Annotated in this window: 22 protein-coding genes; 13 read left to right on the top strand and 9 right to left on the bottom strand. The window is 63.6% G+C overall.

All coding sequences use genetic code 11. The features are described from left to right. Positions 1-99: 99 nt before the first annotated feature. Together rpe and rsmB are read right to left on the bottom strand one after the other, a co-directional pair. Positions 100-765 (bottom strand): ribulose-phosphate 3-epimerase, encoded by a 666-nt coding sequence (gene rpe / locus AC6CDK_RS12605; protein WP_039647632.1) that lies wholly within the window; start codon positions 763-765, stop codon positions 100-102. 35 nt (positions 766-800) lie between these two features. Continuing rightward, positions 801-2,147, bottom strand: a complete 1,347-nt coding sequence (gene rsmB, locus AC6CDK_RS12600; RefSeq protein WP_039647633.1) for a 16S rRNA (cytosine(967)-C(5))-methyltransferase RsmB — start codon at positions 2,145-2,147, stop codon at positions 801-803. Positions 2,148-2,404: 257 nt separating this feature from the next. Between rsmB and cls the strand changes: the two genes are divergently transcribed. Continuing rightward, entirely contained in the window at positions 2,405-3,847 is a 1,443-nt protein-coding gene (gene cls, locus AC6CDK_RS12595) for a cardiolipin synthase (protein ID WP_039647638.1), read from the top strand. 36 nt (positions 3,848-3,883) lie between these two features. On the opposite strand, the gene AC6CDK_RS12590 is transcribed toward cls, so the two are convergent. Next, positions 3,884-4,654, bottom strand: coding sequence for a sugar phosphate isomerase/epimerase family protein (locus tag AC6CDK_RS12590; RefSeq protein ID WP_039647640.1), 771 nt, complete (start codon positions 4,652-4,654; stop codon positions 3,884-3,886). A gap of 272 nt (positions 4,655-4,926) precedes the next feature. Between AC6CDK_RS12590 and AC6CDK_RS12585 the strand changes: the two genes are divergently transcribed. The 6 genes from AC6CDK_RS12585 (at position 4,927) to cysS (ending at position 11,703) form a co-directional block, all read left to right on the top strand. After that, a complete protein-coding gene (locus AC6CDK_RS12585) occupies positions 4,927-5,634 on the top strand; it encodes a GntR family transcriptional regulator (RefSeq protein WP_039647642.1) in 708 nt (235 codons plus the stop codon). 139 nt (positions 5,635-5,773) lie between these two features. Further along, positions 5,774-7,162, top strand: a complete 1,389-nt coding sequence (gene selA, locus AC6CDK_RS12580; protein ID WP_192905866.1) for an L-seryl-tRNA(Sec) selenium transferase — start codon at positions 5,774-5,776, stop codon at positions 7,160-7,162. Positions 7,163-7,314: 152 nt separating this feature from the next. Then, entirely contained in the window at positions 7,315-8,013 is a 699-nt protein-coding gene (gene ispD / locus AC6CDK_RS12575) for a 2-C-methyl-D-erythritol 4-phosphate cytidylyltransferase (protein ID WP_039647646.1), read from the top strand. A 43-nt stretch (positions 8,014-8,056) separates the two neighbouring features. Further along, positions 8,057-8,530, top strand: a complete 474-nt coding sequence (ispF, locus tag AC6CDK_RS12570; RefSeq protein ID WP_039647648.1) for a 2-C-methyl-D-erythritol 2,4-cyclodiphosphate synthase — start codon at positions 8,057-8,059, stop codon at positions 8,528-8,530. Between the two features lie 30 nt (positions 8,531-8,560). Beyond that, positions 8,561-10,225 carry a glutamine--tRNA ligase/YqeY domain fusion protein gene (locus AC6CDK_RS12565; RefSeq protein ID WP_039647650.1) on the top strand — a complete coding sequence of 555 codons (1,665 nt, stop codon included), beginning with the start codon at positions 8,561-8,563 and terminating at the stop codon, positions 10,223-10,225. Between the two features lie 32 nt (positions 10,226-10,257). Next, positions 10,258-11,703, top strand: a complete 1,446-nt coding sequence (cysS, locus tag AC6CDK_RS12560; RefSeq protein WP_039647652.1) for a cysteine--tRNA ligase — start codon at positions 10,258-10,260, stop codon at positions 11,701-11,703. Positions 11,704-11,817: 114 nt separating this feature from the next. Here the strand turns inward: cysS and AC6CDK_RS12555 are convergent, their stop codons facing one another. Together AC6CDK_RS12555 and AC6CDK_RS12550 are read right to left on the bottom strand one after the other, a co-directional pair. Further along, positions 11,818-12,006: a ribbon-helix-helix domain-containing protein gene (locus AC6CDK_RS12555; RefSeq protein ID WP_039647654.1), complete on the bottom strand. Its 189-nt coding sequence runs from the start codon at positions 12,004-12,006 to the stop codon at positions 11,818-11,820. Between the two features lie 204 nt (positions 12,007-12,210). Next, entirely contained in the window at positions 12,211-14,502 is a 2,292-nt protein-coding gene (locus AC6CDK_RS12550; RefSeq protein WP_039647657.1) for a sigma 54-interacting transcriptional regulator, read from the bottom strand. 388 nt (positions 14,503-14,890) lie between these two features. On the opposite strand from AC6CDK_RS12550, the gene AC6CDK_RS12545 reads away from it, so the two are divergent. Both AC6CDK_RS12545 and AC6CDK_RS12540 read left to right on the top strand, forming a co-directional pair. Beyond that, positions 14,891-15,103, top strand: a complete 213-nt coding sequence (locus AC6CDK_RS12545; protein WP_039647660.1) for a hypothetical protein — start codon at positions 14,891-14,893, stop codon at positions 15,101-15,103. Positions 15,104-15,186: 83 nt separating this feature from the next. Continuing rightward, positions 15,187-16,662 carry a transglutaminase-like domain-containing protein gene (locus tag AC6CDK_RS12540; RefSeq protein WP_226048497.1) on the top strand — a complete coding sequence of 492 codons (1,476 nt, stop codon included), beginning with the start codon at positions 15,187-15,189 and terminating at the stop codon, positions 16,660-16,662. Here AC6CDK_RS12540 and AC6CDK_RS12535 read toward each other — a convergent pair. Both AC6CDK_RS12535 and AC6CDK_RS12530 read right to left on the bottom strand, forming a co-directional pair. Then, positions 16,634-17,953, bottom strand: coding sequence for a M16 family metallopeptidase (locus AC6CDK_RS12535; RefSeq protein WP_039647662.1), 1,320 nt, complete (start codon positions 17,951-17,953; stop codon positions 16,634-16,636). The genes AC6CDK_RS12540 and AC6CDK_RS12535 overlap by 29 nt on opposite strands. Continuing rightward, entirely contained in the window at positions 17,950-19,011 is a 1,062-nt protein-coding gene (locus AC6CDK_RS12530; RefSeq protein WP_039647663.1) for a hypothetical protein, read from the bottom strand. Before AC6CDK_RS12530 ends, AC6CDK_RS12535 begins: the two co-directional genes overlap by 4 nt. A gap of 183 nt (positions 19,012-19,194) precedes the next feature. Between AC6CDK_RS12530 and AC6CDK_RS12525 the strand changes: the two genes are divergently transcribed. Next, on the top strand, positions 19,195-19,620 hold the full coding sequence (locus AC6CDK_RS12525) for a hypothetical protein (RefSeq protein WP_066358234.1): 426 nt from the start codon (positions 19,195-19,197) through the stop codon (positions 19,618-19,620). A 1-nt stretch (position 19,621) separates the two neighbouring features. Here AC6CDK_RS12525 and AC6CDK_RS12520 read toward each other — a convergent pair whose 3' ends face one another. Further along, the gene (locus AC6CDK_RS12520; RefSeq protein ID WP_192905865.1) at positions 19,622-22,009 is read right to left on the bottom strand and encodes an ATP-binding protein; all 2,388 of its coding nucleotides are present in this window, start codon (positions 22,007-22,009) and stop codon (positions 19,622-19,624) included. Positions 22,010-22,069: 60 nt separating this feature from the next. Further along, complete coding sequence (locus AC6CDK_RS12515; protein ID WP_039647667.1) at positions 22,070-23,671, bottom strand: sensor domain-containing diguanylate cyclase; 1,602 nt, start codon at positions 23,669-23,671, stop codon at positions 22,070-22,072. A 178-nt stretch (positions 23,672-23,849) separates the two neighbouring features. Between AC6CDK_RS12515 and AC6CDK_RS12510 the strand changes: the two genes are divergently transcribed. The 3 genes from AC6CDK_RS12510 to AC6CDK_RS12500 all read left to right on the top strand — a co-directional run bounded on the left by AC6CDK_RS12510 (position 23,850) and on the right by AC6CDK_RS12500 (position 25,652). After that, positions 23,850-24,371, top strand: coding sequence for an NUDIX hydrolase (locus tag AC6CDK_RS12510; RefSeq protein ID WP_039647668.1), 522 nt, complete (start codon positions 23,850-23,852; stop codon positions 24,369-24,371). Beyond that, positions 24,368-25,258: an RluA family pseudouridine synthase gene (locus tag AC6CDK_RS12505; protein WP_039647669.1), complete on the top strand. Its 891-nt coding sequence runs from the start codon at positions 24,368-24,370 to the stop codon at positions 25,256-25,258. Before AC6CDK_RS12510 ends, AC6CDK_RS12505 begins: the two co-directional genes overlap by 4 nt. 67 nt (positions 25,259-25,325) lie before the next feature. Next, a complete protein-coding gene (locus tag AC6CDK_RS12500) occupies positions 25,326-25,652 on the top strand; it encodes a hypothetical protein (protein WP_039647671.1) in 327 nt (108 codons plus the stop codon). Positions 25,653-25,767: the final 115 nt, after the last annotated feature.

Raw genomic sequence — 25,767 nt, 5'->3', positions numbered from 1 at the left:
CGGCCAGGGTCGTGCGGATCCGCACGGCAAGTTCGGTCAATCCCGGCACATCCATTTCTGTCGCTTTCGGATACCAAATAGCGGCCAATGGCCGCGTAGTTACAGTATCGGCTCTTTTGCCCGACGCTTTAGCTCTTTTATGGTCGCTTCATAGTCGGGGCTGCCGAAAACGGCGCTGCCGGCCACGAAAACGTCGGCGCCGGCATGGGCGATGCGGGCGATGTTGTCGATTTTCACCCCGCCGTCCACCTCAAGCTCTGCCTCGCAGCCGCGGCGGTCGAGCATGGCCCGCAGCGCCTGGATCTTGGGAATGCAGGCCTCGATGAACGACTGGCCGCCGAATCCCGGATTGACGGTCATGAGCAGCACCAGGTCCAGGTCTTCGAGGACATAGTCGAGGCAGTTGAGGGGAGTGGCCGGATTAAGGGATACCCCTGCCTTCTTGCCCAGGGACTTGATGAGCTGGATCGTGCGGTGGAGGTGAATGGACGCCTCCGCATGAACCACGATGATGTCCGACCCAGCCGCGGCGAAGTCGGGGATGTAGCGGTCGGGGTGCTCGATCATCAGATGGACGTCCAGGGGAAGCTCGGTGACCCTGCGCACCGCCTCCACCACCAGGGGGCCGATGGTTATGTTGGGCACGAAATGTCCGTCCATGACGTCCACGTGGATATAATCGGCCCCGGCCGCCGCCACGGCACGCACCTCGTCGCCCAGGCGGGAAAAATCGGCGGACAGGATCGATGGGGCAATTTTTTTCATGGGAACCTCCGGTAACTGCTCGATGCGGTGCCGCATCAGGCCCGGCGAAGGCGGGCGGCAAAAAAGCCGTCCATGCCGTGGCAGTGGGGCCAACTGCGGAACATGCCCCGGCCGGTGATGAGTTCCGACAGGCAGGGGAAATGATAATTCAAGTCTTCTAACATGAAATCGGCGTGGTGCGAAAGAAAATCCTCGATAATTGACTCATTTTCATCCGTTGTGGTGGAACAGGTGGAGTAGAGGAGCGTGCCCCCCGGCTTCAGCAGGGAAGCGGCTCCCGCCAGTATCCGGCGTTGGCTCTGGGCCAGCCGGGCCACGTCGTCGGGGGTCTTCCACCACTTCCCCTCGGGGGTGCGGCGCAGCACCCCCAGGGCTGAGCAGGGGGCATCCACCAGAATCCGGTCGAAGGGGGCGACGGTCTGCTCCGGATTCCGGGCATCGGCCACGGCGGGCCGGATGATGCCGATGCCCAGACGGCGGGCATTGTCGGTGATCGGAACGAGCTTTTTCTCCGCCACGTCCCAGGCAATGACCTCGCCCCGGTCGCTCATGATCTGGGCAAGGTGGGTCGCCTTGCCGCCGGGGGACGCACAGGCATCGAGGACCCGCTCGCCGGGCCGGGGCTCCAGGAGGAGCGAGGCCAGTTGGGACGATTCGTCCTGCACGATGGCGAGCCCCTCACCGAAGCCCGGCAGCGCCGCCACCGCTGTCCGCGAGAGAATACGGATGCCGTGGGGAGAATGGCGCGTGGGCTCCGCTTCCGTACCCGCTTCCTTCAGAAGGTCGAGGTACGCCTCGCGTGACGTCCGCAGCGTGTTGACCCGCACGGTGAGGGGAGGGGGCGTCGCCATGACGGCGGCAAGCGCTTCCGCATCTTCGAATCCCAATTGGGCGATCCACCCCTCCACGATCCAGCGGGGATGGGAGTGGCGGAGGGAGAGGTAGCCGGCCGGGTCCAGCTCCCGATCGGGCCAGGAGACCAATGACCGTTCCCGGTCGGACCGGCGGAGGACCGCATTAACGAGGCCGCTGGCCCGTGGCGCCTTCTCCCGGGCCAGCGTCACCGTTTCGTTGACTGCGGCGGACACCGGAATCCGGTCAAGGAAGAAGATCTGGTAGAGCCCCAGGCGGAGCAGGATCAGGACCGCTCGCTCCAGCTTGGCGGCCCGCGTGGCGCAGAAAAGGTCCACCAGGTAGTCGAGGGTTGCCGTCCGGCGCAGCACCCCATAGACGAGCTCGGTCAGGAGCCCCCGGTCGGGGCCCCTCAGAATGCCGCCGGACAATTCCCGGTCGATGAGCGGTTCGGCAAAGGTCCGCTCCCGTTCGACGCGGACGAGGATATCATAGGCCGAACGGCGTGGGTCGGCGGTGGACTGGTTCACGGATGCTCCCGGTGTCGGAACTGGATGGCGCGACGGTATGCCGCAGGATGCAGACGAGATTTCATTATAGTTCAGGTAGCGGTCCATCCGCAAGAAAACCGGCGGCAGAGGGCTACCGGCGGGGCTCTGTTGCTAGCGGGCTGTTTTTACGGTACAAAATAAGGGGTCCGCAGCCATGCCGCAATGGGGCGGCTGTACACTGCCGGACCGGAGTCCGCGTGCGACGAGGTTCTCGCACCGCAGCCGAGGGATGGGGTGTGATTTCGTACTTGAATGACGCAGTCCTTTTTGTGTGCGCGGGAATCGCTGCGGCCCTTTCGGTGGGCTCGGCGGGTCACGCCCTTGTCATGAAGCGAGACCCCCGGTCGGCCCTCGGCTGGATCGTTGTCTGCCTCACGGTTCCGCTGTTCGGACCTTTCTTTTACTGGAGCATGGGTGTGAACCGCATCTTTCGCCGGGCCCGCAAGTGGCAGGAAACGGGGCGGCGCCTGGCAGGGGGGGAGCATTTCCGTTCAGCCCACGAGCATGGAAGTGCGCCGGTCTCCCCGGCAGGGACCGAATACCTCTCCGAACTACGTCATCTGGCCGACCGGGTGGTGGGCGCTCCCCTGATCCAGGGAAACCGCATCGTCCCCCTTGAGGGTGGCGAAGAGGCGTACCCCGCCATGCTGGAAGCCATTGCCCGGGCCCGATCCTCGATCCATCTTTCCACCTATATTTTCGATGCCGACAGCACCGGGCGCCGGTTCGCCACTGCCCTGGCCGAAGCCGCAGCACGCGGTGTCACCGTGCGGGTGGTCATCGACGGCGTCGGCGAAAAGTATTCATGGCCCCGCGCCAGGACCCTCATGGCTGGGACGGGGATCAGGGTCGAGCGATTCCTGCCGTTGCGCCAGGGGATCTACATGAACCTGCGCAACCACCGCAAAGTCTTGGTGGTGGACGGCCATCTGGCATACACGGGGGGGATGAACATCGGGGGCCGGCATGTGGCTGAACAGGCGGGAGACGCCGTGTCGCGGGATGTTCACTTCTCGGTGGCGGGGCCGGTGGTGGCGGGGCTCCAGCAGGTCTTCCTGGAGGATTGGTACTTCGTCACCGGCGAACTTCTGGATGATGTCCGGTATTTCCCCCAGATCCCGCCGGCCGGCCACGCGCTGGCCCGTCCCATCGGCGACGGCCCCGACAAGGAGTACCATACGCTCCACTGGATCATCATGGGAGCCCTGTCGTGCGCCACGCGGACGGTCCAGATCATGACGCCGTACTTCATCCCCGATCGTTCCCTGGTCTCGGCCCTGGTCACTACGGCTCTGCGGGGGGTGGAGGTCACCCTCGTGCTGCCGGCGAAGAACAACCTTCCCTTTGTCCACTGGGCCACCCGGGCCTACCTCTGGGAACTCCTGCAACAGGGCATCCGGGTGTTTTACCAGCCGCCCCCCTTTGCCCACACCAAGCTCTTCATCGTTGACGGTCTCTGGAGCATGATCGGCTCGGCCAACCTGGACCCCCGCAGTCTGCGGCTCAATTTCGAGCTCAATCTGGAGGTCTATGATCGGGAGCTGGCAGGAACCCTTTCCCGCCACTTTGCCGCTACCGTTGCCACCTCGCGGCAGGTGAGCCTGGCCGAGATGGACGGCCGCCCGCTCCCTGAAAAAGTGCGGGACGCCACGGCCAAGCTCTTTTCTCCCTACCTGTAGCCTTGATCTATAACGGCCCGCCGCGGCGGGCCGTTGTCATTTCCGGTATCGCTCGATGGCAACGAGCGCCCTGTCCAGGGTTGCCGGGCAGTGGGCCTCGATGGTCCAGACGGCCTGGGGGGCGTGCCGGGCCATGAGGGAAAAGAAGATGTCGAAGTCGATGGTCCCTTCACCCAGCGGCAGATGGTCATCGCGGGTGCCGAAATTGTCGTGGATGTGCGCCTCCGCCACGAAGCGCCCCATGGCATCGAACCATTCCTCCATCCCCACCGTGTGAAAGAGATTCCAGTGTCCCACGTCGAAACAGTGGCGGAAGCGGGGATGGTCGATCTCTTCCAGCAGGGCCTTCAGGGTTGAGGGCTCCTCCTCGAAAATGTTCTCCACCGCCACGGTGCAGCCGATGGGTTCGGTCCGCTCCAGCACCCACCCCCACGTCTCAATGCTGTGGGCGAGCCAGATATCCTGGCTCTCGCCGTAGCGCCAGCGGTCGTACCCCGGGTGGAAGACGATCACGTCGGGCGTGAGGATCGCCGCGGCATCGATCACCTGGTTGAGCCGGTGGCGGGTAGCCTCGCGGATGAGGCGTTCGGCCGAGCCGGGGTTCAGGTCCACGAACGGCGCATGAATGGTGGAACGCAATCCTGTGGTGTTCAGGGTATTGGCAACGGCTATCAGCTTTTCAGGGACAAGTGAGTCCAGGGCCTCACCCGAAAAATGGACTTCGGGATTGACCCCACGGGCGGTGACGGCCGCGAGATTGTCGGCCAGCATCGGGTAGGGGACATGGGCATGGATACGATCGGACATGGTCGGGGTGCTCTTTCTTGTGTTGTTATGATGGCGTCGGCACAGGAGTGGCAGGCTGCCAGTTGCTCCAGCGTGGCAAAGGTACGGTTTCCCCGGACGATGACGGTGAGGTAGCGGTTCTGCCGCGCCCAAGGATACTATCCGGCACCGTAAATGGCAAGGGCGTAAGGGTGCTTCGTAACAGACCTTTCTTTTTTAATACATGCTAACTCCTGCTTGACAATCCCTGTATACTGTATACAATAAGTCAGCCCCCGCCGGAGTGGAGTTTTATGAAAAAACCGATGGAGAAGCACCTCACCCTCAGGGAAAAGATCCTCGAAACCATTCGCGATGCCATCATGACCGGCGCCCTCAAGCCGGGCGAAAAGGTAGCAGAGCCCGACCTCGCCGAACGATTCGGCATCAGCCGCACACCGATCCGGGAGGCGTTCCGCCAGTTGGAATCGGAGGGATATCTGACCGTGATTCCGCGCAAGGGCGCGGTTGTCACGTTCTTCTCTCCCCGGGACGTGGAGGAGTTTTACGCCATCAAGAGTATTCTTGAGGGGTACGCTGCCCGGCGCGCCTGCGAAAAACTCACGGACAAGGAAATCGAAAAACTCCGGACCATCAACGAAAGGCTGCGTCACCTGGCGAATGAGGGTGACGTGCGGCACTTTTTCCGGATTCACAACGATTTTCACGAGTTGTTCCTCCGGGCCGCCGACAACGAGAAACTCTCGGAGCTCGTCACCAACCTTGTCCGGAAGTTCCAGCGGCTCCGCTATGCCTCCCTCAGCCTGCCCGGCCGAATGCATATTTCCGTGAAGGAGCACGAACGGATCATTGAGGCATTCCAGTTCCGCAATGCCGACATGGCCGAAACCCTTGTCCGCAAGAACGCAGAGTATGGTGGCCGGGTCCTCATGCAGGAAACCGATGGCGCGCCTCCCCTCAAGCCCGCCGAACAGGCCGCAGCCCTGCAACTCGATATCTAGCCCGGGGTACGATTCCGCTTCCCACGCGCCCCCGCCCCTTTTCATCTTGTCCCTTGCCCGCCTTGACAGTCCGGAGCCAATCTGGTACTGAGGTCTAAGCTGGCCTTGCGCCGCCATTTTTGTGCCCGGGGAGACGAGCGTGACCCTCTTTAGCCGCATTCCCAAGGTTGACCGCATCCTTGAGCAGGACGAAGTCAAGCGATTGCTGGCAGGCCATCCCCGCCCCACGGTTCTCGCCGCCATCCGCATGGTGCTCGATGCCCTGCGCGCCGAGGCCCGCGCAGGATCCTTGCGGGAGGAAGACCTGGAAGACGGTCCGGTTGCGGCCCGGGTCGGCCGGGAAGTGGCCCGCAGCACGGCATGCAGCCTTCGCCGGGTGGTGAATGGCACCGGCGTCGTCATTCACACGAACCTGGGGCGTTCTCCCCTGGCGGAGCGGGTGCGGCAGCGTGTCGACGACACCGCCTACGGCTACTCCAACCTGGAATTCGATCTGGAGCGGGGCGAGAGGGGGAGCCGCTACTCCCATGTGGAGAAGCTTCTTTGTGAACTGACCGGCGCAGAGGCCGCGCTCGTGGTCAACAACAACGCAGCGGCGGTTCTGCTGGCCCTGTCCGCCCTGTCCGGCGGAAAAGAGGTCATTGTCTCCCGGGGAGAACTGGTGGAGATCGGCGGGTCGTTCCGCATCCCGGACGTCATGCAGCAGGGCGGGGCCGTTCTCCGCGAGGTGGGAACCACCAACCGGACCCATCCCCGCGATTACCGCCAAGCGGTGACATCCGAAACGGGGCTTTTGCTCAAGGTTCACTCCAGCAATTTCGCGGTGGTCGGCTTTACCGCAGAGGTGACGGCCCCGGAGATGGTCGCCATCGGCCGCGAATTGGGCCTGCCGGTCATGGCCGACATCGGCAGCGGTTGTCTCATCGATCTCTCCCGCTTCGGCATCCGGGGGGAGCCCACGGTGCAGGAATTCGTCTCCGCCGGGGTGGATGTGGTCACCTTCAGCGGCGACAAACTCCTGGGCGGGCCCCAGGCGGGAATCATCGTGGGGCGCAAGGCGCATGTGGATCCCTTGAAAAAGCATCCCCTGCTCCGGGCTATCCGTATCGACAAGCTGACCCTGGCGGCCCTCGAGGGAACCCTGCGCCTCTACCGGGATGAACGCCAGGCCCTGGCGGAGATTCCAACCCTGCGGATGTTGACCGCCTCGGCCGAGGAACTACGGCTGCGTGCCCGGCAATTCATGCGTCGTTTGCGCCGCGGCATTCCCTCTTCCGTACGGCTTGCTTCCCTTGACGGTGTTTCCCAGGTGGGAGGTGGTGCCTATCCCCTGCTGGAGTTGCCCACGACACTCATCGCCGTTGACGTGGACGGGGTGTCTCCCCAGGAGATGGAGGCGCGGCTCCGGCGCATGGCCGTGCCGGTGATCGGACGCATCAACCGGGGACGCTTCCTGCTCGATGCGCGGACCCTCCTGGACGACGATGCCCCGGCGGTTGTCTCCGCCCTGCGGGAGCTGGCCGGCTGACGCGGCCGGGGGCACTCCTTCGCACTACTTTTGGCTGGTCTTTTAGCGATCCTTCGGTATAATCAGCTCATTCCGGCCCGACCGGCGCCGTTTTCCGCGCAGGCCGGGCCGTATTTGTGGCGCCGCCCAGCACGGCGCCAGGGGAAGAAACCATGGCCGTTTTCGCCCTGGTCCCGGCCGCCGGCATGGGTAAGCGGATGGGGGCCTCCATCAACAAGCAGTACCTCCTCCTTGCGGGGAAGCCGATTCTCGCCCATACCCTGAGCGTTTTCGAGGGGACGTCCTTTGTTGACGGCATATTTGTCATCACTCCCGAGGACGAGATTCCCTTCTGCCGTGAACAGGTAGTCGAACGCTACGGTTTCGCCAAGGTTCGCGGCATTGTTGCCGGCGGTGCGGAGCGCCAGCACTCGGTCCTGAACGGACTGCGGGCCATGGAGGGGGTTGCGGCGGATGACGACGTGGTCCTTATCCATGATGGGGTCCGCCCCTTTGTCAGTGCGGACGTGCTGGCCCGGGCCGCCGCCGTGGCCCGGGAGGACGACGGAGCCCTCGTGGCCGTGCCGGCCAAGGACACGGTGAAGACGGTCGAAGACGGTATCATCACCGGCACCCCCCCCCGGGAGACCCTTTGGCTCGCCCAGACGCCCCAGGCGTTCCGCTACGCCGTCATCCGCGCGGCTCACGAAATTGCCGACGCGGAACGCTTTCTCGGCACCGACGATGCCATGCTCGTGGAGCGCCTGGGCCGTAGCGTGAGGATCGTCGTGGGAGATTACCGCAATATCAAGATCACGACGCCCGAGGACATGGTCCTGGCCGAGGCGTTTCTGAAGGAGATCGCGGCGTGAGCGGGCGACCGGCTCCGCGCGTTGCGAAAGAAAGGTGCATACCATGAGGATCGGCCACGGCTATGACGTTCACCGCCTGGTGACGGGACGAAAACTGATCGTCGGCGGCGTCGACATTCCCTACGACCTGGGCCTGCTGGGGCATTCGGATGCCGATGTGTTGCTCCACGCCATCTCAGACGCCATTCTCGGTGCCCTGGCCCTGGGAGATATCGGCAAGCATTTTCCCGACACCGATCCCCGGTACAAGGGCGCCGACAGCCGGGCACTGCTCCGCCACGTCATGGAACTGGCGGACCGGCACGGATTCCGCCTCGGCAACCTGGATGCCACCATCGTGGCCCAGCGCCCCAAGATGGCGTCCCATATCCCTCTCATGCGTGAACATATCGCCGCCGACCTGATGGCGGACCCCGATCGGGTGAACGTCAAGGCGACCACCACCGAAGAGCTTGGGTTCGCGGGGCGTGGCGAGGGGATCGCCGCCTACGCGGTGGTGCTCATGGAAGAGAAATAGCAGCCCATAGAATTGCGCGAGGACAGCCCAATGTCGACCACTGAACCAGCCCACGTCACCAACTTCCTGCGAACCATCGTCGAGGATGATCTCAAGAGCGGCAAGCACCGGACCATTGTCACCCGTTTCCCCCCCGAGCCCAATGGCTATCTCCACATCGGCCACGCCAAATCAATCTGCCTCAACTTCGGGCTGGCGCGGGATTTCGGGGGACGCTGCCATCTCCGCTTCGACGACACCAACCCGGTGAAAGAGGAGACCGAGTACATCGAGTCGATCAAGGAGAGCGTCCGGTGGCTCGGCTTCGAGTGGGGGGAGCACTGCTATTACGCCTCCGACTACTTCGAGCAACTCTACCAGTGGGCCGAATACCTCATCATGCAGGGCAAGGCCTACGTGGACGACTTGACGGCCGATGAGATCCGCTCCTACCGCGGCACCCTCACCGAGCCGGGCAAGGAGAGTCCCTACCGCAGCCGCACTGCGGAGGAAAACCTGGATCTGTTCCGCCGGATGCGGGCCGGGGAGTTTCCCGATGGAGCAAAGGTGCTGCGGGCCAGGATCGACATGGCCTCGCCCAACATCAACCTGCGGGATCCGGTCATGTACCGGATTCTCCATGCCCCACACCCCCATGCCGGCGACAAGTGGTGTATCTACCCCATGTATGACTACGCCCATGGCCAGTCGGACGCCATCGAAGGGATCACCCACTCCGTCTGCACCCTGGAGTTCGAAGATCACAAGCCGCTTTACGAGTGGTTTCTGGATAACCTGCCGGTACCGACCCGGCCGCGTCAGTACGAGTTCGCCCGCCTGAACCTCACCTATGCGGTCATGAGCAAGCGCAAGCTGCTCCAGTTGGTGAAGGACGGCGACGTGACCGGCTGGGACGACCCACGCATGCCGACCATCATGGGCATCCGCCGCCGGGGCTTCACCCCCGGGGCGATCCGGAATTTCTGCGACACCATCGGCGTGGGACGCAGCGATAGCTGGATCGACATGAGCATTCTGGAAGAGAGCGTGCGCCAGGATCTGAACGAACGCGCCCCCCGGGTCATGGCGGTCTTGCGGCCCCTTCGGCTGGTGATCGAAAACTATCCCGAGGGGGCGGCGGAGGATCTCACCATTGCCTATCACCCCCAGCGTCCCGACCTGGGCGGCCGGCCGGTCCCCTTTGGACGGGAGCTTTTCATCGAGCGCGACGATTTCATGGAGGTCCCTCCCAAGGGGTTCAAGCGTCTTTCGCCGGGCGAAGAAATCCGCCTGCGGGGCGCGTACATCGTGAAATGCACCGGGGTGGAGCGTGATGGCGAGGGGAACGTGACCACGGTACGCTGCACCTATGATCCGGAGACCCGCAGCGGCCTTCCCGGTTCGGAGCGCAAGGTCAAGGGGGTCATTCACTGGGTCTCGGCGACCCATGCCGTGACTGCCGAGGTCAGGCTTTACGATCGGCTCTTCACCGTTCCCAACCCCTCGGGCGACGACTGGAAGGAGCTTCTCAATCCCCTGTCGGTGGAAATCGTTCGGGATTGCCGGCTGGAGCCCTCCCTGGCTCTGGCCCGGCCCGAGGATCGCTTCCAGTTCGAGCGTCAGGGATACTTCTGCGCTGACCGCGTCGATTCGCAGCCCGGCGCGCCGGTCTTCAACCGGACCGTGACGCTGCGGGATTCGTGGGCCAAGAAGTAATACGTAGAATTAAGAATCTGAAAGGGCTTTCCATGGCATTGCGCGTCTACAACACGCTTTCGGGCACAAAGGAAGATTTCGTCACGCTTGAGCCGGGCCGGGTGAAGATGTACGTCTGCGGCGTCACGGTCTATGACCACTGCCACATCGGTCACGCCCGGGCCAACGTGGTCTTCGACATGATCTACCGCTACCTCCGCCACGCAGGCTACGAGGTGACCTATGTCCGCAACTATACCGACGTGGACGACAAGATCATCAATCGGGCCAACAAGGAGGGGGTGCCGTTCAACGTCATCTCCGAGCGTTTCATTGCCGAGTTCGACCGGGATATGGCGGCTCTGGGGCTCGATCTGCCGACCTATCAGCCCAAGGCCACCGAGCACATCGCCGAGATGATCCAGGTCATCGAGCGTTTGGTGGCAAAGGGTTTTGCCTATGCCGCCGACGGAGACGTCTACTTCAGCGTTGAGGCCTTTGACCAGTACCTGAAGCTCTCCAAGCGCAACCTTGAGGAAATGCAGGCCGGCGCACGCATCGAGGTGGGAGAGAAAAAACGCCATCCCATGGACTTTGCCCTCTGGAAAGGGTCAAAGCCGGGCGAGCCCTGCTGGGATTCCCCCTGGGGCCAGGGGCGTCCCGGCTGGCACATCGAGTGCTCCGCCATGAGCATGAAATATCTGGGCGAAACCTTCGATATTCACGGCGGCGGCAAGGATCTGGTATTTCCCCACCACGAAAACGAGATTGCCCAGTCCGAGGCGGCCAATGGCAAGCCCTTTGCCCGCTACTGGATCCATAACGGCTTCGTGAACATCAATGCCGAGAAGATGAGCAAGTCCCTCGGCAATTTCTTCACCATCAAGGAGGTGCTGGAGAGCTATGACCCCGAGGTGCTCCGGTTCTTCCTCCTGTCGGCCCACTACCGTTCCCCCATTGATTTTTCGGATCAGAACCTGAAGGAGGCCGCGGCGGGGCTGGAGCGGATCTACAATGCCCTGGCCGGCATCGACGAGGCCGTGGCCGCGGGCGGCACGGGCACGGGCCGGATCGACGAGGAACTGGCCGAAAAGACGGCCGGGCTTCCGGCCCGCTTCCGTGAGGCAATGGACGACGATTTCAATACGGCCCAGGCGTTGGGCTATGTCTTTGATCTGGTGCGGACGGTCAACCGGGTGCTTGCAGAGGGTGAGAGCGGCCGGGTCGCACTGGCCGGCGCGCGGGAGGCAATCGATCGGGTGGGGGCGGTGCTTGGCCTGTTCACGTCGGAGCCGGGCGCATTCGTGGAGCGGCTCAAAAGTCGCAAGGCAGCGGCTCTGCCCATCGAGGCCGCCGAGATCGAGCGTCTGATCGATGAGCGGAACGCGGCCCGCAAGGCCCGGGATTTCCGCCGTGCCGACGAGATTCGCGATACCCTGGCGGACCAGGGGATTCTGCTTCTGGACTCGGCCCAGGGAACAACCTGGAAGGTGAAATAGGCGCTCTGAAACGAAAAAAACGAGCCACTGCGGATCAGTTCCGCCCGGTTCGCTTCATCTGACGACGATGTGCGGGGCATCCCATGCCAGGGATGCCCCGTTTTTTTGTGAAGATCAGGCGGCCTTCTGGTCTGTAGATTGAGATTGCTCGAGCTGGACAGAGAAGAGCTCCATGGCTTCCCTCATGATGTCCGATACGCTCTTGTGGGTGGCTTCCATGATCGCCTGCAGACGATCACGCTCTTCGTCGCTGATCCTCATGGAGATAACGTTGTACCGCGGATTTTCTCTCATTTTTCCCATGTCTGGTATCCTCCGTCCATTGATTGGCATCGTTGATATCGAATTTAGGGTGTAATATGCCATATGCATGCCAAGTTTGGAGGTTAAAGAGGAGAGTTGTAACACGTTGAAATCGTTGTTAAGTTGAATATAAAAATAATCTAATAAAAATCTCTGTATACATGTCTGTGTCATGGATGGCACAGGTTTGGCCAAAAATGCACACTATGGTCTGTCTTCCCGTGGCATATCCCGCACGTCCTTTTCCTTGAGGCGATACTTGTCGAGCAGTCGGTAAAAAGTGCGACGGGGGATGTTGGCGAGCCGCGCCGCGCGGCTCACGTTGCCGTTGGCTTCGGCCAGGTAGCGTTGGATCAGCTTCTTCTCGAGTTTGACCACATGTCTTTCGCGCTCGGCCCGGAAGGAGGACCGCATGTCCAGGTCGGCGGTCGGGCTTCCTTCCAGGTTTTCCGAAAGGGCCAGAGGGAGGTTCTCCAAGTGGATGACATCGTCGTGGGCAAGGACCGCGGCCCGCTCGATGACGTTCTGCATCTCGCGGATGTTGCCGGGCCAGGGGTACGTGGTGAGGGCGATCACGGCCCGCTCTTCGATGGCGGAGAGCCGCTTGTTCAGTTTGGTGCTGGCCTTTTCCATGAAGTGGTGCGCCAGGATCGGAATCGACTCCACCCGGTTGCGCAGGGGCGGCATGGTGATGGTAAAGACGTTGAGGCGATAATACAGATCCTCGCGGAACCAGCCCTCGCGCACTCCTTCTTCGAGGTTGCGATTGGTTGCGGCGATGAGGCGTACGTCCACCTTGCGTGCGGCCGTGCCCCCCACGGGGCGGACCTCGCCCGTATCGAGGACCCGCAGCAGCTCCGCCTGTAGCTTCGGCGTAATATCGCCGATTTCGTCCAGGAAGATGGTGCCGCCGTCGGCTGCCTCGAACAGCCCCTTTTTCTCGGCGATGGCGCCGGTGAAGGCCCCCCGTTTGTGTCCGAAGAGCTCGCTCTCCAGAAGGGAGTCGGTGATGGTGGTGCAGTTCAGGGTCACCAACGGCTTGTCGTTGCGCTTGCTGAAACGATGAATGGCCCGGGCGGTGAGTTCCTTGCCGGTCCCCGACTCGCCCCGGATCAGAACCGTTGTCGGCGTCGGCCCCACCTGCTTGATGAGGTCGAGGACTTCCAGGGTCTTGCGGTCGTTGCCGACGATGAATTCGTCGGTGTACTCGCGGTCGAGCTCCCGGCGGGCGAGCTCGTACTTCTGGATCAGGCGCCCCCGGTCTTCTTCCAGTTGCTGGAGGTTGTAGGGAAGGCACATCTCGATCTCGGCCAGACCCTGGTAGACCGCCGCGGCGTACTCGCGGCAGGTGCGGTAGCCGCAGGCGCGGCAATTGAGTTCGTCCTTGACCGAATACTTGCTGGTGGCCTGGAGAATCTTGCGGACGTCGTTCCCCTTCGGCGACTCCAGGCGCGCGTGCTTGCTGGCAAACGTGCGGGTCAGGCCGGCCTGCTCGCGGGGGGAGAGGTGGTGGGGAGCTGGCTCGTGGGGGATATCCTGCTTGTAGTGGTTGATGATCAGGTTGCGGCGGTAGAACTCGGTCAGATCGCTGTTGCGGCCGGGGCCGCCGATGCACCCGTCATAGCAGAAGCGCAGGTCGGCAAAGCGGGGGGCGATCCTGCCGGCAGCCATGTCCTTGATGATGCCCATGACGTTCACCTCGCCACAGGCGGAAACTACCTCGGTGTCCAGGGGGTTCGACGGCATGGAGAACGACCGGAACGTCCCCCCGTTGATGGGGAAAAGCCTGCCCACCGTAGGTGTGAGCCCGTCAAAGGGAAGCGCCTCAAGGGTCGGGAGGGAAATCTGCCGGCTGCGGAAAATGCCCTCCAGCTCGCGATAGGTGAGCACAATGTCTATGGCTCCCCGCGTTTCCGTCATCTGGGTTTCAAACTTTGCGGCAATGCAGGAACTGATATAGACCACCTTGGCCTTGGGGCCAAGAACTCCCTTGAGATAGCGCCCCATGGCAATCATGGGCGAAACGACGGGCACCAGGTTCCTGAGCAGTTTCGGGTAGTGTCGTTCGATCAGGTCGACGATGGCCGGGCAGTGGGACGAAATGTGGGTCCGGTCGTTGTCGCCGGTGATGCGGGCATAGTCCCCGGCAATCAGTTCAGCGCCGTAGGCCCCTTCGTGGACTTGGCGGAAGCCGATCCGCTTGAGGCCGGCCACCAGTTTGCCCGGTGCAACGTTGTGAAAAAAGGCCGGAAATGATGAGCCGAGCACGGCTATCACCTCGTCTTCCGAGGTGAGGAGGCTCTCGGTGACGCCCACCTTGTCGGCCACCATCTTTGCGCGTTGGGGGCAGTTGCTCAGGCAGTTGCCGCAACCGATGCAGCGGTCGAAGATGATCTCGGTGTAGCGCTTTTCAACCTTGATCGCCTTGACCGGGCAGCTCCTGACGCAGCAGTAGCACTTGCGGCACTTTTCCTTGTCGGTAATGATCGGCTCCATGGCACCTCCTGTACACATGCACCATACACCATGGAAAGGCGGTGTGCAATAAGTGACACACAAAGTATACACTGTGCCAAGTGTGGCGCAGTGGGCTGGTGGCAAAAAAACACCCTAGCGACTAGGAGGGAAAGTCGGCTAGGGCATAATGAGGATCTCTCGACCCTCGCAACTCTTTTTCTATCTAAACTATAACGCGATCATTCTGGCTCCGCAAGTAAATAGGACAAGATAATTTGTTGTATTTAAAGAGTTTTTCATGTGAATGCCCTCGTGGCCCGCATGTCGTTGTCGATCGGCCCGGCCCGATTGCGCGCGCCCCTGCGATTGTGGTATAACCTCCACAACCCCCGCAGAGGGGATTCTCATCCCCAAAGGAGAATCGACCATGGACCTGAGCATGGACGAGCATAAACTCATCATCGAATTCAGGCGCCTGTCGGACAGCGGCAGAAAGAGCCTGCTTGATCGTGCCGCCGTGCTTGTGCGGCAGGAACTGGACAGGGGCGAGCCGGACAGCCCCGCCCCAGAGAACCGCTGCTCCGTACCCCAGAGCGAGAAGCGCCCTGAAACGGCAAAGGAGCCGATTTTCACGGAATAGATGTCCGCCATGGCGCGGCCGTCCGACGCAAGTCGGACATCGCGCCGTTTTCAGCGCCGTTTCGAGCCCAGCACGCCATGCATATGCCCCGTACCCTTGTCAGGATCATAGTCGTTTTTCTTGTCACGTTCCTTCTCCAGTCCACTGCCCGGGCCGGGGATTCCCGGCTGTCCGCGCCACTCCTGGCGAAGCCGCCCGGGGGCGAGCGGTGGTTCGGCATCTTCATGGGCGGTGAGCGGACCGGCTTCGGCCGGCAGGTGATAACCGCGGTGGACGACGGCTACGAGATGACGGTGGAGGGGAGCGTCAGGATGGTTGTCCTCGGCTTTTCGCGCGAGGCGGCTTCCCGCGAGGTCTATCGGGTGGGGCGTGACCTTGCCCTCCGCTCCTTCCGGGTGGAGCAGGTGCTCGACGGTACTCCCCAGCGGCTGGAAGGCGAAACGACGCCGTCGGGCGTGAAGGTATGGCTCGAACGGGGAGGCAGCCGGAGGGAGAAGCTCCTCAAGACCAAGGGGGCAGTATACCCGCCGCCGGCCCTGAACCTCTATCCGCTCATGAAAGGGGCCGTTGCGGGAAGGCGCTACAAGGTAACCATGCTCGATGTGGAAGGTGTTTCCCTGAAAAGCGTCGCCATCACCGTGCAGGGGGCGGATACTGCGGCAGGCGGGATACAGGCCGTCCACATGGTGAACGACCTCTACCCCATGGTCGACAATGAAGTCTGGGTGGACCGGGATGGGAACACCCTCCGCGAGTCGGTGCGTGACGGCCTGGTGGAGACCGTGGCCGAGGACGGCGACGCAGGGCGGCGATTCCTGGCCGAAGCCACCCTGTCCCGGCGTGACATGATCCTCGACTTCAGCCTCGTGCGGCTGAATCCTCCCCTCGAGCGGGTCCGGGCGCTCAAGAGTCTCGTGATCAATCTTGAGGGAATCCCTCGGGAGATGTCGCTGCCCGATGGGGGAGGGCAGAGCGTGCGGCGTCTGGGCGACGGACGCGTGCAGGTCACGGTGGAGCCGGTGGTGCCGTCCGCTACGGCGGGTGGAGACAGCGCACCTGCGGTTGATGCTGCTGCCCTGGCTCCCTGGCTGGCCCCTACCGATCTCCTGCCGGCGGATCATCCCGAGATCGTGGCCACGGCCCGGCGGGTGATCGGGGATGAGGCCTCCGCCCGAGGCCGGCTGGCAAAGCTGGTGACCTGGGTGAGCAGCTACGTGAAAGACAGTGTCACCGATGCCCCGTCTCCCCTCGACACGCTTGCCTCACGCACGGGCAACTGCCAGTCGCATGCCCGCCTTTTCGTCTCCCTGGCCCGTGCTGCGGGCATTCCGGCGCGGTTCGTGTCAGGACTCGTCGCCCTGGACGGAAAGGGCCTGCTCTATCACAGTTGGGCCGAGGTCCTTGTGGATGGCGCCTGGCAACAGGTGGACCCTACCTTTGACCAGGTGCCTGCCGATGCCTCCCATGTGAAGCTGGTGGAGGGGGAAAGCCCCGACCGGCTGGCGGTCATTGCCGCCGTGGTCGGCAGGATCAGGGCCCGGGTGGTTGAAATGAAGTAGGAAATTCCTTGGCGTAGCGTCGCAGCACCTGCTCCACCCGCCGCTTTGCAGCAGCGGTGACCGGCCCGACGGCCACGAGGTTGAGGGCGGCCGGGGCAAAGAGCCGCCATGCGACCGCCTGGAGGGTGGCCTCGTCCACGGCCCCCATCTCGGCCCGCTCCTCGTCGATTCCCTTGACCATTCCCATCAGCTCGCCCCACCCGTAGCGCGCCTGCATCTCGAAGGTTGAGTCTTCGCTATAGGCGAGGTCAAAGAAATATCCCTGCCGAACCCGGCGGAGTTCCTCCGCGCCAACCGGCTCCGTAGCCAGTTTCCGGGTTTCCTCAAGGACCTCCTCCACGGCAGTGAGCAGATTTTCCGGTGCAGTGGACAGCTCGATGGAAAAGCAGCCGGTCTCGTCGTAGGCGGCAACCTGGGCGTCAACGGAGTAGACGATGCCGAGCCGCTCCCGCAGGTTCAGGTGGAGGCGCGAGCAGCCACCTCCCGCCAGAACGCGCCGCAGGAGACGGGTTGCCGCCAACTGCGGGTCGGGGCGGGAGAATCCGCGAAAGGTTATCTGCAGATTCACCTGGCTGTCTGCGTCCTTCACGAAGAGGCTGCGGGGTTCGTCCTGGTCCGACGGGGGCGGCAGCCGGCCGGGTGCCGCCGGTCCCGCCCAGGTGCCGAAGGCATCGGCGACGGCTCCGAAGACATCGTCGGCCTTGACCCGTCCGGCTGCTACGACCACCGCGTTGGTGGGCACGTAGTAGCGGGCCATGTGCCCCCTCAGGTCGGCCTCGGTGATGGCCGAGATGGTGTCCAGGTAGCCGATGGTCGGCATGCCGAGGGGGTGGCCGGGCCAGAGCATGCTGCTGGAGAGGTTGTCGGGGTTGATGTCGTCACCGTGGTCGTTGATGTCTTCCAGGGCTTCCTCGGTGATGATCCGCTTTTCGATATCAATGCCCGGAAAGGTCGGCGTGAGGATCATGGCTGCCAACAGGCGCAGCCCTTCGGCCACATGATCGGGGTGGACGCGGGAATAGTAGCTGGTGGATTCGGCGTCGGTCGCGGCATTGACGCAGCCGCCGATAGCCTCGAAGGCGGCCTCCAGCTCCAGGTTGGTGGGGTGCTCGGCGGTGCCCCGGAAGAGCATGTGCTCCAGGAAATGGGCGAGACCGGCCGTGGCACGGCTGTCGTCGCGTCCGCCGACGCGTACGTAGACCGCGATCTCGGTGCTGTGAAGGTGGGGCATTTCCACCGCCACCACGCGCAGGCCGTTGGGGAGGGTTTTCCGGTGGGCGGCTGCTGTCATCGGGCCTCGGCGCTGATGGCCCGGATGGCGTCGAATACGACCCCGTCGTACTTGTCGCGGGAGAGGGCCAGGGCCACGGGGGGGATGCGCAGCAACGACTTGACGAGGCCGAAGCGCATGTCGCGGGGAAGGATGTCGATGTAGCGGACGAGGTTTTCCTCCTGATCCGGCGCCAGTGCCCCGTTGCCCGTGAGGGTGGTGACGATGTCGCTCATGGTGACCGCCTGCTGGTCGTCCCGCTGGGCCCTGAGCTTTTCCGCCACGCTGTCCCAGTGATTGAGCACTTCGGCGGCGGTTACAGGCCGGGCCGCATGGTCGGCGCACCAGCGCAGAAAGGCGATGGCAGCCTCCTTGCCGATGATGCCGGCGTAGATCTCCATCTCCAGTTCCCGGGGGAAACGGCACTGCCGGCGCAGGATACTCACCATTTCCCAGCCCCGCTCGGTGGGTTCGGCGTCCATCTCCAGGGGGCTTCCCTGGCTGGCCAGGAGCGAGGTGTTGGCCGCCAGGAACCGGCGCACCCCCTGGTCCAGGTCCCTGGCCGCGGCGTAGCGGGCCCAGCACTGGTAGTCGGTTTCCACGTAGAGCATCACCATCCGGTCGATGAGGGCCCGGTCAAGGGTCGCCACCTGGTAGGTGCCGTCAGGCGGGTTGATGGTCACCACCACCTTGTGCCGGGGGTGGAGGGTGTGAGTGTGGAGCGCACGGCGGTTTCCCTCGGAAGGGGGCTCCACGAACTGGAAGATGGCCTGGAGGGTGTCCTCCTGCTGGGCACGGTTCAGCTCATCGCAGTGGATGAGCGTGTCCGGGGCGCCGTCGTCTGGCCACCAGCAGGGACGCGACCAGTACATGACGTCCTTTTCGCGATAGGGGATGCCCACCAGATCCCCCACCTCCATCTGGCCGAGGCGAACGGGCTGGTAGCGGCGGCCGGTCTCCCGGCAGAGCTGTACGATGCCGGCGGTTTTGCCGACCCCCCGGTGGCCGACGATGCACGGCGTCAGGTCGGTCCTGGCGAGGATCTCCCGCAGGACCACCTTCATTTGTTCGACATTCATTGCGTTGTCCGACCTCGTTGCGAATATGTTTCAACCATAGCATGTTTTCAACGGGCAGGTCCATACTTCCGCCGGCACGTTCGGGGGAACGCCCTTGACTCGGTCCGGGCGAAGTGCTATAACCCCTCCCTTTGCAGGCGTCGGCAGACGGATTAACGGCCATTGGCCACGAGGGTACCAATGATGAGCGGCAGACCGATTTCAGCGGGAGATATCATAGAGGCGCGCTGTACCAAGTGCAGGGCGGTGTTCAATCACACCATCGTGGCCATGGTGGGGACGCGGGTGGTGCGGGTCCAGTGCAACACCTGCGGCGGCCAGCACAACTACCACTCGCCCCAGGAAGAGAAGAAAACGGCGACGCGCCGTCCGGCCGGGGAGAAGCCGCGCCGGGCTTCGGCCGCGGCGGGCCCTTCGGAATGGGAGCACGCCATGGAGGGGCGCGATCCGGCCTCAGCGGCCTCCTATGCCATGGACGCCTCCTTCCGGGTCGATGCGCTGGTGAACCATCCGACGTTCGGCATCGGCATCGTGACGGCGGTCATCAAGCCGAATAAGGTCGAAATCCTGTTTCGGGACGGGAAGAAACTGTTGCGCTGCAGTCTCTGACTCACGTCCCCTCGGGCGGAGGCGGGCTCGCGTCTCTGCCCGGAGGGCACTGTTCCGGAGGCAGCGTGAAAAAGAACGCCGCCCCCCGGTCCGGTTCCGCATCGGCCCAGATGTCCCCCCCGTGACGGTGGATGATCCGCTGCACGGTGGCGAGCCCGATGCCGGTTCCCTCGAACTCAACCGGTGAATGGAGTCGCTGGAAGGCGCCGAAGAGCTTATCGGCGAAGGCCATGTCGAACCCTACGCCGTTGTCGCGCACCAGAAACACGTCGCGTCCGTTGCGCCGCTCCACAGCCACCTCGATGACCGCACGTTCCCGTTTCGAGCTGTACTTCCAGGCATTGCCGATGAGATTTTGGAGCACGAGCAGGAGCAGCCGGCGGTCACCCCAGGCGGTCATTCCCTCCGTGATCCGCACATCGATGTTTCGGCCGTCATCCCCTTCGCGCAGATCCTCGATCACACCCCTGGCCAACTCCGTCAGATCAACCCGTTCGCACTCCATCTCCGCCCGGGACACCCGCGACAGCTCCAGCAGGTCGTCGATGAGTTGCCCCATGCGGTGGCTTGCCGCCTGAAGGCGTTGCAGGAAATGCTGCCCCTGCTCGTCCAACAGGTGCAGATAGTCCTCCAGAAGAATCCGGCTGTAGCTGTTGATGTGCCGCAGGGGTGCCCGCAGATCGTGGGAGACCGAGTAGCAGAACGACTCCAGTTCCCGGTTGGAGCTCTCCAACTGGGCGGTCCGCTCCCGGACCCGCTCCTCCAGGGCGACGTTGAGCCTGAGGATTTCTTCCTGCACCTCCTTCAGGTGGGTGATGTCGTTGCCGATGCTCAGGATCTCCCGCAGGTTGCCCCGCTCGTCCGTCAGGGGCTTGTTGGCCCAACTGATCCAGACCCGTTCGCCGTTGCGCAGGATGTTCTCGTTGACGTTGTGGGTGTATCTGTCCGGGTTACCACAGACTTCCCCGACCATGACCGCCAGATCCCTGCCCGTCGATTCCCGTTCCGGGGTGATGGTACCCACGACGTTTTTGCCCACGAGCTCTGTGGCCGGGTACCCGAAAAAGCCCTCGGCGAACTCGTTCGCGTAGGTTATGTTCCCGCCCGTATCGAAGCGCAGGATGATGCTGTTGGCGTTCTGCACCAACTGACGGTACTCCTGCTCGGAGGTGCGGAGCCTGCGCTCAAGCAGGGTGCGCTGGCGCAGCATGGCGACGAGCAGGGCAATGATGCCGCACAGCACCAGGAAGGCCGCCGCGGCAATGGCCAGTTCGCGGCGGTAGGTATGCAGGGGGCGGTTCGGCTCGTTGACGATTTCGCTCCCGGCCGGCAGGCTGTCGCGGTTGATGCCGAAGCGCTCCAGCTCGCGGTAGTCGAAGCGGAGGACCGGCGGGACCGCGCGATCTATCCCGATGGTTTCGGGCCGTTCGCCCCTGAGGATGCGCAACGCCATCCGTCCGGCGGCTTCTCCCTGCTGCCGGCCGGACAGCAGGCTGCCGCCGACGATGCCCTTGCCCAGTTGGAAGGTCCAGAGGCCGTAAATGGGGACGTTGGTCCGGTCATGCACGAACCTCAGGACCTCTTCATAGGTGAAGGACCGTCCCTGACGGTCCCGGTTGAAGGCGCCAAGGACGATCAGGCTGTCGTTGCCCAGGCGTTCAACGGCCGTGGCCAGCTCCGTCATGGTCACATTCTGGATTATTTCGATGCTGGCCCGGGCGCGGTAATGACCCATGGCCTGCCGAACGCCGTCGGCGATGACCCGGCCGGTTTCGGTCGTATCGCTGATGACAACCACCCGGCGGCGGTCGGGATGGAGGGAGAGGGCGAGAGTGATGGTCCTGAGTGGATCGGCTTCCTCCACGACGCCGGTGATGTTGGTCCGTCCGGCCAGGGTGCTGTCGGAAAATCCGTTCAGGCCGCAGAACACGATGGCCGCTTGGGGAAAGATCTCGGCCCGGTGGTTGGCGGCAAAGTCGAAGGCGGCATTGTCGGTGGCGACGACCACCTGGAGGTCGGTGCCGGCATACTTGTGGCGGAAGAGGTCCGTAAGGAGCCGTTCGTAGGCCGGTCCGCCGTAACGCTTGGCATCCAGGTATTCCACAAACGGGTCCGCATCCGGATCGGCCTTCCTGAAGGCTGCCATGATGCCGGCCGTCTCTTCGCTGGTCCAGGTGAAGCCGGGATGGTACGAGTGCAGCACAAGGATCCTGCCGAGGAGGGAGCCGGGAGCGGATGCGTGGGCCGTCTGGGCGGGAGAAAGGGCGAGAAGGAGGGCCAGGACCGCAAGGACTGGCGCGGATGGGCGCCGCAGGCTCGCCCACGACCGTTCGAGGTATGCCCGGAGTGAACGCAACCCGGGGAAGCGGTTGGCTGCCGTGAGAATCATCCTGTGTTCTCCGGGTAAGGCCGTAGCCGTACCCTGTTCCAGAGGATGCGGCGTCTGCGGTCAGAAGGCCGGAGGGGCTGCATCCCGGGAAGCGGAACTGCTTCCAATTACCTTCGATGCCTTGCGGCGCGCCTTGTCGGCGTACATGCGCTGGTCCGCCAGGCGCCAGGTTTGGTCGAGGGTGAGTGGCGCCGTGGCCGTTGCCGTGCCCAGGGAAAGGCTGAGCTCGGGAGAATCTCCATCGGAGTTGAGCAGGGCTACGGTTTCCCGGACCCGCTCCAGTGCCTCCAGCGCCGTTTCGTGGTCGGAGCCCTCCATGATGACGGCAAATTCGTCGCCACCGACCCGCGCCACCACGTCTTCGGACCGGAATGCCGCCCGCAGGGCCTGGGCCGCCTTGACGATGAGGGTGTCGCCCGCAGTGTGGCCGAAGGTGTCGTTCGCCGCCTTGAGATTGTCCACGTCGACCATCACCATGCTCACGGGGAAGTGCCGCCCCCGGTCGATCCGCTGCATCTCCGCCTCGAAAAAGAGCCGGTTGTAGAGGCCGGTCAGGGAGTCGTGGTTGGAGAGATGGACGAGCCGGTCTTCCTTTTCGATGAGCCGGTTAACGAGGCCGTTGAATGCCTCGGCCACCCGTTCGATCTCATCACCCGAACGGATCAGTACGTTGCGGTGGGCGCCGCTGTCCTCGGCTCCCCGGATCTGGCGCTCCAGCGCGAGGATCGGCAGTGTCAGGCGGCGCATGAGGAGCCAGATGGCGGCCGCGCTCAGGAGTCCCCAGGGGATGACAGCCATCCATGCCGAACGCTCCGCCATGCGGAGCGGCGCATAGGCCTCGTCCTCCGGCAGGTCGGCCGCAAGGGTCCACGTGGTCTGGCGCAGCTTTTTCAGGGTGCTCAGCATGGCAGTGTCGCTGGCAACGGTTTCGACCGAGATGACGTCTCCCTTGGGCAGGGAGGATGCCAGGTGCAGGATTTCCGGCTTGACACTCTGCTGCAGGATGCTTTCCCGTTGGGGATGCATGATCAGGGCGCCGTCATCGGCAAACAGGTAAAAGATACCTTCCTTGCCGATGCGGGTAGAGGCCAGGGAGCCGATGAAATTCCCTTTGAGCAGGTCCATGCTCCCCCCGAGTATGGCGACGAGGGTTCCGTTCGGCGTAAAGACCGGGGCAGTGAACATGACGGTGGGATGGTGGTGGGGCTGGCTCGACACGAAGGGCCGCGAGATGTAGGGGCGCTCCGAGACCCTGGTCTGCCGGATGTACTCGCGGGCGGAGAAGTCGAGGCCGGTGCGCTGCAGCCCCTGATTGGTCTCGGCCAGCAGGATTCCGTCGGGCGTGAACACGAACGCTCCGTTATCGAAGAACGCGGCCAGCAGGGGATAGCGCTGGAGAAAGCGCCGGGCGTTCCCGGGGGACGTCACGTCGTCGGCGGTGGCCAGGCGAGCGATACTTATGAGGGCATCGTGGCTGCCCTGGAGCTTTTCGTCTATCTCTGCGCCGACCCGGGACAGCAGGGTCGCCTGGTGGGTATTCACCACATCCCGCAGCGACTTGCCGAAGAACTCGAGCGTCAGGTAGATCGCCGCGGGTGTCGTGGTAAAGAAGACGAAAAGCACGAAGAGGGCTGTCTTGGTTTTAAGGCTTGCTCGTCTCATTGGCGCCGCCGTAGGAAAAGGATGGTACCCGGTAGTATACCATTTCGTCACCATAGTTTCATTGCTTGAGCTTTTTTGCATCCGAAGTGACACTAGCTTGTGCTGTCCGGCAATAAAACCGCTTTTCCCCTGCCGGTGAAGGTGGTACTCTCCTCCCATTTCGCGGAGGATGGAGTGCATGGATACCCGCAACAGGATGATTCTTTTCAACGGTCTCGTGGTGAATGTGGAGCAGATGGAAGTCCGGATCGGCGCCAAAGGGTGGCACACCTTTCAGGTGGTGCGGCATCCGGGCGGGGTGGGAGTCCTGCCGCTCCACGGGGACGGAACGGTCACCCTGATCCGTCAGCTCCGGCCGGCCGTGGACGACGTGCTGCTGGAGATCCCGGCGGGCCGGCTCGATCCGGGGGAGGAGCCTTCCGCCTGCGGCCGGCGTGAGCTGACCGAAGAGACGGGGCTTACGGCTGAGCGGCTCGAATCCCTCGGCACGATCCTGACCTCGCCGGGAGTCTTCGACGAACGGATCCACCTGTTCCTCGCCGTCGGTCTTACCCAGGGTGAGGCGACCCCCGAGCAGTACGAGGAAATCGAAACCGTGCGCCTTCCCCTGGCCGAGGCCCTGGCCCTGGCCGCCGAGGGCGGAATCCGGGACGGCAAGACCATTGCGGCCCTTCTGCGGGCCTCGGTGCGGCAGTCATGATCCTGACGGCGCGGGTGGGGGCCGACCAGGCCGGCGTGCGGCTCGATGAGGGGGCGGCGCGGCTCTTTCCCCAGCTCTCCAAAACCCGGATCCGCACCATCATCGACTGGGGAGGATGCGCTGTGGGGGGGACCATGGCGCGGGTGGCGTCCCGCCGTCTTCAGGCCGGTGACGAAATCGTCCTCGGAGTAATGGAGCCGGAGCGTTACCGGGAGATTGCCCTGGCGCCCGAAGATATCCTGTTCGAAGACGCCGGCTATCTGGCCGTGAACAAGGCCTCCGGGCTCAACTGCCAGCGGACTCCCTACCAGCTCAAGGGGACCCTTGAGTATGCCGTGACCCTCCACTTCCGGGCCCGCGGCAGCGCCGAGCCTGCACGGGTGATCCACCGCCTCGACCGGGGAACCTCCGGGGTGATGATCTTTCCCGCCTCCCGCCGGTCGGCGGCCCATATCTCGCGGGAACTGAAAGAAGGGAGGGTGGAAAAGGTCTACTGGGCGCTGGTGACGGGCATGCCGCCGGCCGATTCCTGGCAGGTCGACGCGCCCGTGGCCAAGGTGGGCACATCCCGCTACGGGGTGGCGCCGGTCGGCAAGGCCGCCCTGACCGAGTTCCGGGTCGTGGCCCGGGGGAACGGCGCGACACTGGTGGAGGCCCGCCCCCGCACCGGCCGCACCCACCAGATCCGCGTCCATCTGGCCCATGGGGGGCTTCCGATCATAGGGGATACGACTTACGGCGGCATCGCCGCGCCGCGGATGATGCTCCACTGCCGGACCATGGCCTTCCGGGCTGAAGACGGCCGGCCGGTGAGCGCCACGGCACCCCCTGACCGGGAGTTCACTGCCGCTTGCGAACGGCATGGAATCCAGTCCGGCGGGGCATGATGTATTGCCTTGATTTTTCCTTTACATCCAGGGATAAAGAGAACGAAATCACGTAACGGAGGGGTTCATGCTACGAAACATTTTTGTCACGATTGCTGCTGTTATGGTTATCAGCGTTGGCGCAGTCCCACTCGGGGCAGTGGAGAAGGTCTCGACCGATACGGCTGGGGCGGCACAGAACAAGGCGGGCCGCGGCTGCTGCATGAAAGGGGCTCGGGATGGGCAGGGGTGCTGCTGTTGCTGCTGCGATTGCGACGCCCCGGCGGATGGCTCCTGCTGCAAAAAAGGTGGCAAAGGCCGCGGCACGAAGCGTGGCTGCGCCAAGCAAGGCATGGGACCGAAGGACTGCCCTGCCGCGTCCGGCCAGAAGAATGACGCCCCGGCCGACCGCTGAACGGCAGGCCGTTCTGACTGATTGAACGAACAAGGAAACCCGGCGGGGGGATGACGGCATGTCATCCCCCCGTTGTCGCTTAACGGAACCAGCTTACCCGGACAAAACTCTCCCC

Source organism: Geobacter sp. PheSNFMC, assembly GCF_059620965.1.
This window is presented reverse-complemented; position numbering and strand designations above follow the sequence as displayed.

Coding starts and splice junctions, on each gene's coding strand:
- AC6CDK_RS12555 (WP_039647654.1), bottom strand. CDS start 12,006: ATGGGAAAAATGAGAGAAAATCCGCGGTACAACGTTATCTCCATGAGG.
- AC6CDK_RS12515 (WP_039647667.1), bottom strand. CDS start 23,671: ATGAGACGAGCAAGCCTTAAAACCAAGACAGCCCTCTTCGTGCTTTTC.
- AC6CDK_RS12535 (WP_039647662.1), bottom strand. CDS start 17,953: ATGACAGCAGCCGCCCACCGGAAAACCCTCCCCAACGGCCTGCGCGTG.
- AC6CDK_RS12585 (WP_039647642.1), top strand. CDS start 4,927: ATGAAAAAACCGATGGAGAAGCACCTCACCCTCAGGGAAAAGATCCTC.
- ispF (WP_039647648.1), top strand. CDS start 8,057: ATGAGGATCGGCCACGGCTATGACGTTCACCGCCTGGTGACGGGACGA.
- ispD (WP_039647646.1), top strand. CDS start 7,315: ATGGCCGTTTTCGCCCTGGTCCCGGCCGCCGGCATGGGTAAGCGGATG.
- AC6CDK_RS12510 (WP_039647668.1), top strand. CDS start 23,850: ATGGATACCCGCAACAGGATGATTCTTTTCAACGGTCTCGTGGTGAAT.
- AC6CDK_RS12545 (WP_039647660.1), top strand. CDS start 14,891: ATGGACCTGAGCATGGACGAGCATAAACTCATCATCGAATTCAGGCGC.
- AC6CDK_RS12520 (WP_192905865.1), bottom strand. CDS start 22,009: ATGATTCTCACGGCAGCCAACCGCTTCCCCGGGTTGCGTTCACTCCGG.
- AC6CDK_RS12550 (WP_039647657.1), bottom strand. CDS start 14,502: ATGGAGCCGATCATTACCGACAAGGAAAAGTGCCGCAAGTGCTACTGC.
- AC6CDK_RS12500 (WP_039647671.1), top strand. CDS start 25,326: ATGCTACGAAACATTTTTGTCACGATTGCTGCTGTTATGGTTATCAGC.
- AC6CDK_RS12540 (WP_226048497.1), top strand. CDS start 15,187: ATGCCCCGTACCCTTGTCAGGATCATAGTCGTTTTTCTTGTCACGTTC.
- AC6CDK_RS12530 (WP_039647663.1), bottom strand. CDS start 19,011: ATGAATGTCGAACAAATGAAGGTGGTCCTGCGGGAGATCCTCGCCAGG.
- rpe (WP_039647632.1), bottom strand. CDS start 765: ATGAAAAAAATTGCCCCATCGATCCTGTCCGCCGATTTTTCCCGCCTG.
- AC6CDK_RS12525 (WP_066358234.1), top strand. CDS start 19,195: ATGAGCGGCAGACCGATTTCAGCGGGAGATATCATAGAGGCGCGCTGT.
- AC6CDK_RS12590 (WP_039647640.1), bottom strand. CDS start 4,654: ATGTCCGATCGTATCCATGCCCATGTCCCCTACCCGATGCTGGCCGAC.
- AC6CDK_RS12565 (WP_039647650.1), top strand. CDS start 8,561: ATGTCGACCACTGAACCAGCCCACGTCACCAACTTCCTGCGAACCATC.
- cysS (WP_039647652.1), top strand. CDS start 10,258: ATGGCATTGCGCGTCTACAACACGCTTTCGGGCACAAAGGAAGATTTC.
- AC6CDK_RS12505 (WP_039647669.1), top strand. CDS start 24,368: ATGATCCTGACGGCGCGGGTGGGGGCCGACCAGGCCGGCGTGCGGCTC.